Genomic DNA, 9,342 nt, shown 5'->3' with positions numbered 1-9,342 from the left:
TACGGGGTACGATGCTTGCCCATCATCGGCACCTCCTGATCAAAAGGATAGGTGTCCGTTTTCGCGGGTCAACTTCAGTTTGCCAACCGGCCCATCAGCCTGCGTGTGTATGCCGCAAAGCTTGTCTTCGTCGCCGAAGGTCAGGTGATCGCCGAGCACGAACGGCGTATCAACCGCAGCCACGACCACGGCGAGACCATTTACGACTGGCGTCACTACCTGGCAGTCCTGCAGCGCAAACCGGGAGCGCTTCGCAACGGTGCACCCTTCACCGAGTTTCCAGCTGGCTTCCGCAAGCTGCAGGGCGTGCTGCTCAAGCGTCCGGGGGGCGACCGGGAGATGGTCGAGATTCTGGCGCTCGTGCTGCTGCACGACGAACAGATGGTGCTCGCTGCCGTCGAGCTGGCATTCGAGGCTGGCGCGCCGAACAAGCAGACGGTGCTGAACATCCTGAGCCGCCTGCTTGACAGCCCGCCTGTGCCACCGCTGCAGACGCCACAGGCGTTCACGCTGACCGTCGAGCCGCAGGCCAACGTCGGCCGCTATGACCGGCTAAGAGACCGCGAGGACAATCATGCAGCCTGACGCGATGATGCAGATGCTCAAGTCACTCAAGCTGCACGGTATGGCTCAGGCACTGGGCGAGCTCGCCGCACAGGACTCGCCGGCCTACAAGGCTGCTTCACTGGTGCTTGCCGGATTGCTCAAGGCAGAAATTGCAGAACGGGAAGTGCGCTCACTCGCTTACCAGATGAAGGTGGCGCGCTTCCCGGCGTATCGCGATATCGGCGGCTTCGACTTCAGCTGCAGCGATGCCAACGAGGCGCTGGTGCGGCAATTGTACGAGTGCGAGTTCATCGACTCGTCGCACAACATCGTCCTGGTGGGCGGACCCGGTACGGGAAAGACGCATCTGGCAACCGCGATCGGTGTGCAGGCTCTCGAACATCATCGACGCCGGGTGCGCTTCTTCTCCACCATCGAGCTGGTCAACGCACTCGAACAGGAGAAGCTCGTGGGCAAGCCCGGTCAGCTCGCCACACGACTTATGTATGCCGATCTTGTGGTGCTGGACGAGCTGGGCTATCTGCCCTTCAGCCAGACAGGCGGTGCGTTGCTGTTCCACCTGCTTAGCAAACTCTACGAACGGACCAGCATCATCATCACCACCAATCTAAGCTTCGCCGAGTGGGCCAGTGTGTTTGGCGATGCCAAGATGACGACCGCGCTGCTCGACCGGCTTACGCACCACTGCCACATTGTAGAAACAGGCAACGATAGCTATCGTTTCAGAAACAGCACGACGCAGCCCAAAAAGGAGAGAAAGAAGATCCAGATACCCACCGAATAACCCGCAAAGCTGGTCAAACGGGTGGGTCAGAATTCAATGCAAATCGTGGGTCAGGATTCAGTGCAAATCAACACGCAGCTCGCCGAGCTGGCCGGATTGCCCGTTTTCGCGACGCTTGCAGCAATCGAAACCACGCTGGAAGCAGATCGTGCTTCGGTATGGGTTCGCGCGCTCGGAAACCTACGAGCAGCAGGCGTAGCGGCAGGAGTCGTTATGGGAGTGGGGGCTGTAACGGTGGCAGGCATCGCACCTCAAAAGGCACAAGCCGCAGAGAAACAAAACAACGTAGTGGCGCGCCCGGCTGGGATCGAACCAGCAACCCCTGCCTTCGGAGGGCATCGCACGATTGTGCCGCCCCCGAAGCGACGACATTATCCTCGAGCGCAAGCGGATCAATCCAGAAGTTACGTTTATCTTCAATGAAGTCCGCCGCTATTCATCAATAAGCCCCATGCGCACGAGAAGCTCATCGGCGCTCGCGCTCAGTTCTGCGGCTGTCTGGCTGCCGGGCAATGACAGGACTAGAGGTAAATCCAATCCTCCATTTAGCGCTTTAGAAAAATCCTCGCTGCTCTGAATCGAATGGTCCAGCCACGCGTCCTCATATGTCTGCGTGATTGCCATCAGCCGTCCCATCACGCGCACCCGGTTTGGATCGAAGAAATTTCCAACCAGAATTAGCTCTGGATTCCGCTCGGATTGACTCTTTATTTCCTTCATGGCGTTCGACAGATAGGCCAAGCCTTTTGAGGAAAAATTCTCTATTGACACCGGTGAAACCACGTAGTCGGCCGCTAACAGGGCGCTACGTGTGATGCGGTTCATCGCCGGCGCAGCGTCGAAAAGAACGATATCGTAATTTGAAACGTCAAAGTTCTCGTCTTCTTTTGACGATCCCTCCATGATCAGACGCGCAAAGGCCAAGTCATTGCTTTTGCCTTCTGTCGTTCCGTACGTTAGGACCTCATCAAGCTTATCGAGGCTCAGATCGGCGGGAACGACGTGCGGCCCATATTCCCCAAATGGCTTTTTGATGACCTTATGAAGGGCCACTCGACCCATCGGATAGTTTGGCGTCACGTGTCCAAAATGGTATTCGACTAACTTGGTCGGATTGGTGCCTTCAGCAGCTTCTTCAGGCGTCAATTCCGAGTCATAGCCGAAGTTGTGCGTGAGTTTTGCCTGAAAATCGAGATCGATGATGAGCGTTCGGAACCCTTTCAGGGAAAATAGGATTCCGAAATTTGAGGCGAACATAGTCGTTCCGAAGCCGCGCTTTGGCGCATACATCGTGACGACGACCGGATCCTTTCGCACGGACTTTAACTTTCTGCGATTGGCTCGATAGGCAGCCAGTTCGAAAATGTTCTCAATAGAGAAAAGTCGCGTCTTGGAGCCCGATTCCTGGCGCATTACCTGAACGCCCGATTCGTCGATCATGCGGCGAACGGTGTCGGTTGTTGTCGCTAGCAACTGCGCAGCAGCTTGGACCTTATACGGCTTGTTCGGCAAGTCGCCGCTCCTCGCAAGTGGTATCGATTGGATTGTGCTCCTGCACAAAAGCGTGTGCAAGGTTTTTGCATACATCTCAGGAAATATCTTCGCAATTATCAAATTTGTTTGGTGCGAAGGGAAGGCCTTAAATATTGGGTAAGTCCCAGCGTATTGTATCTATTTGTGAGATAAAACGAGGTACATTCACCTGAACTGCATAAAACTGTATCTGTTGATGAAATAAGGCCGTCAACCGGTTGACGGCCTTATCGGTGCCCGGCACTTCTGTGCGCTGCCGCTAAGTAATTGATTTTATGAAACACACCACACGATTTAGCACCGCCAACGGGCGTGCAATAAATTCAATCTGCGCGAGATGGGATCCAGCAGTTAGGTCTACAGCTTCGCGCGACGTACTGGAACCGAAAAGCTCAGTGTTTTTGACGGCTTTTCGGGTTAAGGTCGTCAACCGGTTGACGGCCCTGGCGCTAAGCGTCCCGAAATAGTCGTTCGCGAAAGCGCATAAAAATCGCTCCTCTTTTGCACGACTGGCTACCACTGCGGGCTGTTTCAATTGGAACGGCCTCAATGGATAGCCCCTCATGCGTCTTTTCCGAACCAGAAAGCAGATCGCCCTGTCGCCGGCACCCGGCGGCTACTCAGAAGAAGACCCGGAAGGGATCATCTTCGACAGAGGCACGCGTCTGCGTGTCGAGCTCAATCACTGGAAGATCTTCTCCTTCATTCTCGCGGCCATAGCGGTGGGCGCGATCTATACGCGCAATCCTCCGCCTTCCGTTGTGAAATCGTATGGCGTGTCGTCGGACGTCAACGGTCATCCGGTCGTGACGCAGCTTGCCGCCTACAAACCGGATGACCAGGCGATCCGCACGTCGGTGCGCGAATCCGTGGAAGGCTGGTTCACGATCGAGCCGGTGCTGACCGACAACATCCGGACCTCGCGCATGGCTCACAACATCAACGCCGTCAAGGCGCAGATGACCGGCACCGCGCGCAACCAGTTCGGCGACTGGCTTAAAACCGATGCGCCATTCGAACTGATCACGGCCAACCCCAAGCTCGTGCGCGAAGTGAAGGTCACGAGTGTCTCGATCCTTCCCGATTCGACGGCCATCGTTGAGTTCACAACAACGAGCACGCAGACGCCGACGGACAAGCCCGCGATCCAGAAGTATGCGTTGACGCTGCGCTACCAGATCGTGCCCCCGACGCAGGAGGATGCGCTCGGCTCCAATCCGTACGGGATCTTCTTCCCGTTCTTCACGCTGAACAAGACGTCATGAAGCCACTGTTCCGAACGTTCACGCTTGCTCTGGCTTTAACTGGCGCCACGATCGCCCATGGCGTTGCGTGCGCAGCCACCCGGGCCGCCGCGGCACCAACGGCGTCATCGCAGGAAATTGCCAGTGTGCTGGCCGACCCGATGAGCCCGGTCAACCCGTATAACAGCGGCGTCGATCCGGTCACGATGCCGGGCGACGCCCGCATGGCGGTGTTCACCTATAGCCGCGACCAGATCTTTCGCATCATGACTGCGCCGATGAAGACCACGACGATCGAGCTCGCACGAGGCGAGAAGCTGGTTGCCGATCCGGCCTTCGGTGATTCCATCCAGTGGGTCTCGGACACCGACGGTGCGAATCATGTCTTCATCAAGCCGACGAAGCCGGGCCTCGTCAACACGCTGCATCTGAGCACGAACATGCGCGAGTACGACATGACGCTTGTGTCGTCGCCGATGGGCGGGCTCTTCTATCAGACCGTCCGTTTCAACTATCCGCAGTCGCTGATGGCCAAGGTCCGCGCGCGCGAGAATGCGGAGGAGGGCAGCGGTGATCCGGCCCGCTCGAGCGCGACCGACTCGGGGCCGATCGGCGTTTCGCCCGACAAGCTCAATTTCGACTACAGCGTTTCCGGTTCGGCGCCGTTCAAACCGGAGGTCGTGTTCGATGACGGCAGGTTCGTCTGGCTGCGCCTGCCAGCCGGCGCGCCGTTCGCGGTGCCGATCGTGAAGGATCACGGCGATAACGTCAGCCCCAACTTTATCCGCCGCGGTCCGTACATCGTCGTGCAGCAGATGGCCGACGAGATCGTGCTGCGCGCCGCGCACGACGAAGTCAAGATCACGCGCGGTCATCACGGCCTGTTCGGTTTCTGAGCGCGATCATGGCCAGGCAGACATCGCAACCGACCACCGACCAGGCGGCAATCGTCAAGGGTAAATCGCCACGCAACGCGCTCATTGGCGTCGGCTTCGTGGCGGCAGTACTGATCGGCGCAATCGGCATCTACTATCAGATCAAGGCGAGCAACGAGGCGCAGGCAGAGGCGCGCCAGCACAAGAAGGAGAAAGCCGCCGAAGCGGTCGACAGGACACCCACGACCGAAGACGTCGACAAGATCATCGCCGACCAGCAGTCCAGGGCGCGGCGCGAAGCGGCCGCGCATGCCGCGTCGGCACCCGATGCAACGCGCGAGCGCGCAAAGCCCGGTCTGACCGTCGACAACTTCATCCAGGACCAGCGAACGAGCGAGCTCGCAAAAAATGCGAACGCGGATGCGGTCTATGCGTCGCCAATTTTTCCGGTCGGGATGAAGGTCAAGGATCAGCCGGCGCAGCAGTCGCTGCTACCACCTGGCATCCTGACACCGCAGCAGATGGCCGCACAGCAGGCAGCCGCACAGCTGGCTGCCCAAAGCTCCCTGGGTGCGCAGGCGGCGAACGCGATCGCCGCGGGCCTCGGTCAGCCAGCGGCACATTCCTCCACCACGCAGGAACGCGATACCCGGTTCATGAAGGACGCGCAGACCCAGTCCGACAACGGGCGCGACTTTGCGCGCACCGGATTCGTTGGGCAGTCCCGCGGATGTGTACTCTCGCCGCCACACCATATCCCGGTGTTGTCGATCGAAACCCTGAATTCGGACCGGCCCGGAACGGCATCGCTTGTCGTTGAACAGGACGTCTACGACAGTCTGCACGGGGACTGTCTGATGATCCCCAAGGGCTCGACGATCGTCGGGCCGTACAGCTCAGACATCCAGCCCGGACAGGAGTCGATCCTCGTCGCTGCGACCGAGTTGCGTCTGCCCAACGGCAAGCATGTCCCGATGTACGGCGGACAGGGTGCCGACGCGGACGGAGCGGCAGGCTTTTCCGGCGACGTCAACAACCACTTCCTGAAGATCTACGGCACGTCGTTCCTCACGGCGATCCTGTTACGCAAGTTTGACGCGGGCGATCAGTCGACAACCACCGGCCCGCTTGGTGTCACCCAGGTGGGTAGCACAGCAGGGCAGGTCGCAGCGAACACGGCGCAGTCAGTGCTCAACCGTTATCAGAACATCCCGCCCACGATCACGGACGACCCGGGTGACCGGCATTTCATGATCAAGGTGAATCGCGATATCTACATGGAGCCGTATCGCGATGATTAGGCACCTTCTGCTGATCTTTCTGTGTGTCGCCGCAACTCATGCCCAGGCGGCGGCCACGATCGCGCAGGTCATCAGCCCGACCCGCATCGTGCTGGCCGGCTCGCACGAACGCGAAGTGATGGCGTTAAGCGGCACGCCGGTCTACTACTGCGGGCTGAACGCGTTCACGTCATGGGCGCAGCCGCTTGTCGGCCAGCGCGTCGTCAGCACGGCTGACGCCGGCGTAACCGTGGCGATCGACGCCCGCGAAGTCTCGCTCGAGCGTCTGCTTGTCGAAAAAGGATGGCTGCAGCCGGCGACGCTCGATGACGACGCGCAGGCCGCGATTACCGAGGGTCGCGGCGGATGGGCATGCGCAAGTCCGGTCGCGCCCTTTGCGCTGATGCATACGAGCGTCGATCCGAAGGTGCTCGCCAGCATCGCACTGAACGAGTCGGGACTGAATGGTCGTGCGTGGCCCTGGACACTCAATGTGGCAGGGCAGGGGTTTTTCTTCCGCTCCCGGGCGGACGCCTATGGCGCGATTCGCGCGCTGCTCGCGCGGCATCGTTGCGACTTCGATGTGGGGATCATGCAGGTTAACTGGTGCTACCACGCCCAACGTTTTGCGTCGGCGTGGGATGCGCTTTCGCCGGCGACCAACATTCATGTGGCCGAAGACATCCTCAACGAGAACTACAGCAGGACGCACTCGGTGGCGAAGGCGATCGCGTATTACCACAGCGCCAATCCGGCACCGGGCGCCGCGTACCTCGCGCGCTTCGTACGCAACCTCAACCTCATCGAACACGGCCTATGAAGCGCCTTGACACGTACAGATTCGCGGTAGCCGTCGCGCTCGCTGGCCTGCTCACATCGGGCGTCGCCCGCGCCGCAAACACCGATCCGTTCGACTTCGACTACGAGATCATCGGCGGCCTTGCCGAGCGCCCGGCGCTGATCTTCAACGATGGCGAGAAGACCTATATCCAGCCGCGCGCGGGACAGCTCATCACCGCGGATGGCGGTCACAGCGAAGGCCCGTATGTCGTTGTCGACGGCACGCCCGACAGCATCACCTACCGTGTGGCAGGCCACGAAGCGACCGGGCGCTGGAACCGCGCGAACACGTTCATTGGCGCGGCTGGCGCTCGCGCCATCCCGCGTACCGTACAACCGGAAGCCGTCTCGAACCGGCTGACACTGATCGGTTCACACGGAACGCTCGATACGACGCGCCCGCTCAACGCCACGATGCCGGTTGCAGCGATCGTGAAGGCGCTTGTGCCGGCGGGGTGGGGCGGTACCGCGCAGAAAGACGTGGATCTGACGGGCGCAAGCGCGTTCGAGACACACGCCGGCGAGAACTGGATGCAGGCACTCGACCGCCTCATGACGCAGACCGGCCTCTACGCCGACGTGGACTTCGACACCCATCACGTGCGGCTCCATCGCAATCCACCAGATGGCGCCGGATCCGCCGCGACGGTAGTCGCCGGTACGTCCATGGCTGCCGGTGCGCCGGCCGCACCAGCTGCACCAGCCGCACCGGCACAGCCTTCGCTGCTTGCGGAAAACTTCGGTGCGCAGGCGATCCGCGATGCCGATGACGCGCACACGCAGATCCGTTTCGCGCAGAAGCCCGCGAAGGAGCTGACGTTCCGCACGCCTGAAGGGAAATCGTTGCATCCGAAGTGGGACGATGCAACGGGCGTGGTCACGATCGAACGTGCAGACCGCTTTACCGTCACGGACGGTTCGAACAGCGTCAACATGATCCGCACGGCGGGCACCGTCTATGACTTCGACCGGGCCAGCCCCGCTCACCTGGAAGCCGTATTCGACAACGACGGCCAGACGTACTTCAAGTTTGCCGCGTCAGTCATTCACGCGACAGTCGCTGACGTGCGGCATCTCGGATCGGGTGAACAGAAGGGCCGTTACTACCGTTTCAATGGAACGGCTGACCAGTTCATCGTGACAGCGGACGGCAGCACGCTGAACGTTACGCGCCGGCATGACGTGAAATATACGGAACAACAGCCGGACGTGTTGGGCCCGGCGCCGGCCACTGCCACCGCGATGGTGAAGCCATGAGGCGCGCGATTTCACTGCTGGCCAGCACCGCACTGTTTGGCGCGTTGCCTTGCTATGCCGACTGCCTCGACGACGCGGCCGCATTCCAGCACGTGAGCACGCAGCTCGTTCACGCGATCGCGCAGCACGAATCCGGTATGCGTGCGAACGCGGTGAACGTGAACAGCAACGGCACGGAGGACATCGGCCTGATGCAGGTCAACACGTCCTGGCTTCCAACGCTCGCGCGCTACGGGATCGGCCGGCAACACCTGTTTGACGCATGCGTGAACGCATACGTCGGCACGTGGATTCTTGCGTCGAACATAAAACGCTTTGGCCCGACATGGAAAGCGGTTGGGGCATACAACGCCGCGTCCGGCTCAAGGCAGCTCGTCTACGCCAACGCCATCTATCGACGCCTGCAGCGGCAGGGACATTGAACCATGCAAACGACAACGATCATGCAATCCCATCGCCGTATCCGTGCGTCTGCGAGCGCGCTGTCCGCTCTCGTGCTGCTGTTTATCAGTCCGTTGAGCCACGCAACCGCGGAGTCAAAGCCGAGCTCAGGCGATGGCTGGCAACTTCTTTCGCAAGGCACCTCGGGGCAGGCACCCGTGAAGACAGCGGCAGCGTCGCCGGCCATAACAGCGGTCAGTTCACTGGCAGTCGCACCGGTCGTATTGCCAGGCGCGGCATCGCCCGCGAATCAGACACTGACGCTCACCATCACGCCGCAGGACATCAACCTGCGCAACGCGCTTGACCGGTGGTTGCAGACCCAGGGCTGGCAGCTCGCATGGAGTGTCAGCAGCGATCTGCCTCTCGAGTTCAACGCGACGTTCTCGGGGGACTTCACGTCGGTACTAACCCAGGTAATGAAGGCGACCAATCACATGAGCACGCCAACGCGCATCTGCCGCCATACCAACAACGTCATCCGCGTGATCGCGCGGGCGGCAAACTGCAAGGACTGACCC

At 60.3% G+C, this 9,342-nt stretch carries 9 protein-coding genes, 1 tRNA gene and 1 pseudogene; 9 read left to right on the top strand and 2 right to left on the bottom strand.

All coding sequences use genetic code 11. The annotated features are described in order from the left end of the window. Nucleotides 1-78: 78 nt before the first annotated feature. Nucleotides 79-585: pseudogene (locus tag QYH69_RS24370) on the top strand (IS21 family transposase); the annotation flags it as partial. Next, nucleotides 575-1,351 (top strand): IS21-like element helper ATPase IstB, encoded by a 777-nt coding sequence (istB, locus tag QYH69_RS24365; RefSeq protein ID WP_308834293.1) that lies wholly within the window; start codon nt 575-577, stop codon nt 1,349-1,351. The pseudogene QYH69_RS24370 and the gene istB, both read left to right, overlap by 11 nt. A gap of 289 nt (nt 1,352-1,640) precedes the next feature. Here the strand turns inward: istB and QYH69_RS24360 are convergent. Together QYH69_RS24360 and QYH69_RS24355 are read right to left on the bottom strand one after the other, a co-directional pair. Continuing rightward, nucleotides 1,641-1,706 (bottom strand) — tRNA-Arg (locus QYH69_RS24360). A 77-nt stretch (nt 1,707-1,783) separates the two neighbouring features. Further along, a complete protein-coding gene (locus QYH69_RS24355) occupies nt 1,784-2,863 on the bottom strand; it encodes a ParA family protein (protein ID WP_308834292.1) in 1,080 nt (359 codons plus the stop codon). A 584-nt stretch (nt 2,864-3,447) separates the two neighbouring features. Here QYH69_RS24355 and QYH69_RS24350 point away from each other — a divergent pair. From QYH69_RS24350 to QYH69_RS24320, 7 genes are read left to right on the top strand one after another with little or no spacing between them, the layout of a single operon-like run. After that, nucleotides 3,448-4,149, top strand: coding sequence for a type IV secretion system protein (locus QYH69_RS24350; protein ID WP_308834291.1), 702 nt, complete (start codon nt 3,448-3,450; stop codon nt 4,147-4,149). Then, nucleotides 4,146-5,024, top strand: a complete 879-nt coding sequence (locus tag QYH69_RS24345) for a TrbG/VirB9 family P-type conjugative transfer protein (RefSeq protein ID WP_374992484.1) — start codon at nt 4,146-4,148, stop codon at nt 5,022-5,024. Before QYH69_RS24350 ends, QYH69_RS24345 begins: the two co-directional genes overlap by 4 nt. An 8-nt stretch (nt 5,025-5,032) precedes the next feature. Continuing rightward, complete coding sequence (locus QYH69_RS24340; protein WP_308834290.1) at nt 5,033-6,304, top strand: TrbI/VirB10 family protein; 1,272 nt, start codon at nt 5,033-5,035, stop codon at nt 6,302-6,304. Then, nucleotides 6,297-7,103 carry a transglycosylase SLT domain-containing protein gene (locus QYH69_RS24335; RefSeq protein WP_308834289.1) on the top strand — a complete coding sequence of 269 codons (807 nt, stop codon included), beginning with the start codon at nt 6,297-6,299 and terminating at the stop codon, nt 7,101-7,103. The genes QYH69_RS24340 and QYH69_RS24335 overlap by 8 nt, the downstream gene beginning before the upstream one ends. After that, on the top strand, nt 7,100-8,380 hold the full coding sequence (locus QYH69_RS24330) for a TrbG/VirB9 family P-type conjugative transfer protein (RefSeq protein WP_308834288.1): 1,281 nt from the start codon (nt 7,100-7,102) through the stop codon (nt 8,378-8,380). The genes QYH69_RS24335 and QYH69_RS24330 overlap by 4 nt, the downstream gene beginning before the upstream one ends. Next, complete coding sequence (locus QYH69_RS24325; protein WP_308834287.1) at nt 8,377-8,802, top strand: lytic transglycosylase domain-containing protein; 426 nt, start codon at nt 8,377-8,379, stop codon at nt 8,800-8,802. The genes QYH69_RS24330 and QYH69_RS24325 overlap by 4 nt, the downstream gene beginning before the upstream one ends. A 21-nt stretch (nt 8,803-8,823) precedes the next feature. Next, a complete protein-coding gene (locus QYH69_RS24320; RefSeq protein ID WP_308834286.1) occupies nt 8,824-9,339 on the top strand; it encodes a toxin co-regulated pilus biosynthesis Q family protein in 516 nt (171 codons plus the stop codon). Nucleotides 9,340-9,342: the final 3 nt, after the last annotated feature.

It is taken from the genome of Paraburkholderia sp. SARCC-3016 (assembly GCF_031119615.1).
Classification (GTDB): domain Bacteria; phylum Pseudomonadota; class Gammaproteobacteria; order Burkholderiales; family Burkholderiaceae; genus Paraburkholderia.
This window is presented reverse-complemented; position numbering and strand designations above follow the sequence as displayed.

Excerpts from the sequence above, each read along its gene's own strand:
- istB (WP_308834293.1), top strand. The coding sequence starts at position 575 with ATGCAGCCTGACGCGATGATGCAGATGCTCAAGTCACTCAAGCTGCAC.
- QYH69_RS24350 (WP_308834291.1), top strand. The coding sequence starts at position 3,448 with ATGCGTCTTTTCCGAACCAGAAAGCAGATCGCCCTGTCGCCGGCACCC.
- QYH69_RS24345 (WP_374992484.1), top strand. The coding sequence starts at position 4,146 with ATGAAGCCACTGTTCCGAACGTTCACGCTTGCTCTGGCTTTAACTGGC.
- QYH69_RS24340 (WP_308834290.1), top strand. The coding sequence starts at position 5,033 with ATGGCCAGGCAGACATCGCAACCGACCACCGACCAGGCGGCAATCGTC.
- QYH69_RS24335 (WP_308834289.1), top strand. The coding sequence starts at position 6,297 with ATGATTAGGCACCTTCTGCTGATCTTTCTGTGTGTCGCCGCAACTCAT.
- QYH69_RS24330 (WP_308834288.1), top strand. The coding sequence starts at position 7,100 with ATGAAGCGCCTTGACACGTACAGATTCGCGGTAGCCGTCGCGCTCGCT.
- QYH69_RS24325 (WP_308834287.1), top strand. The coding sequence starts at position 8,377 with ATGAGGCGCGCGATTTCACTGCTGGCCAGCACCGCACTGTTTGGCGCG.
- QYH69_RS24320 (WP_308834286.1), top strand. The coding sequence starts at position 8,824 with ATGCAATCCCATCGCCGTATCCGTGCGTCTGCGAGCGCGCTGTCCGCT.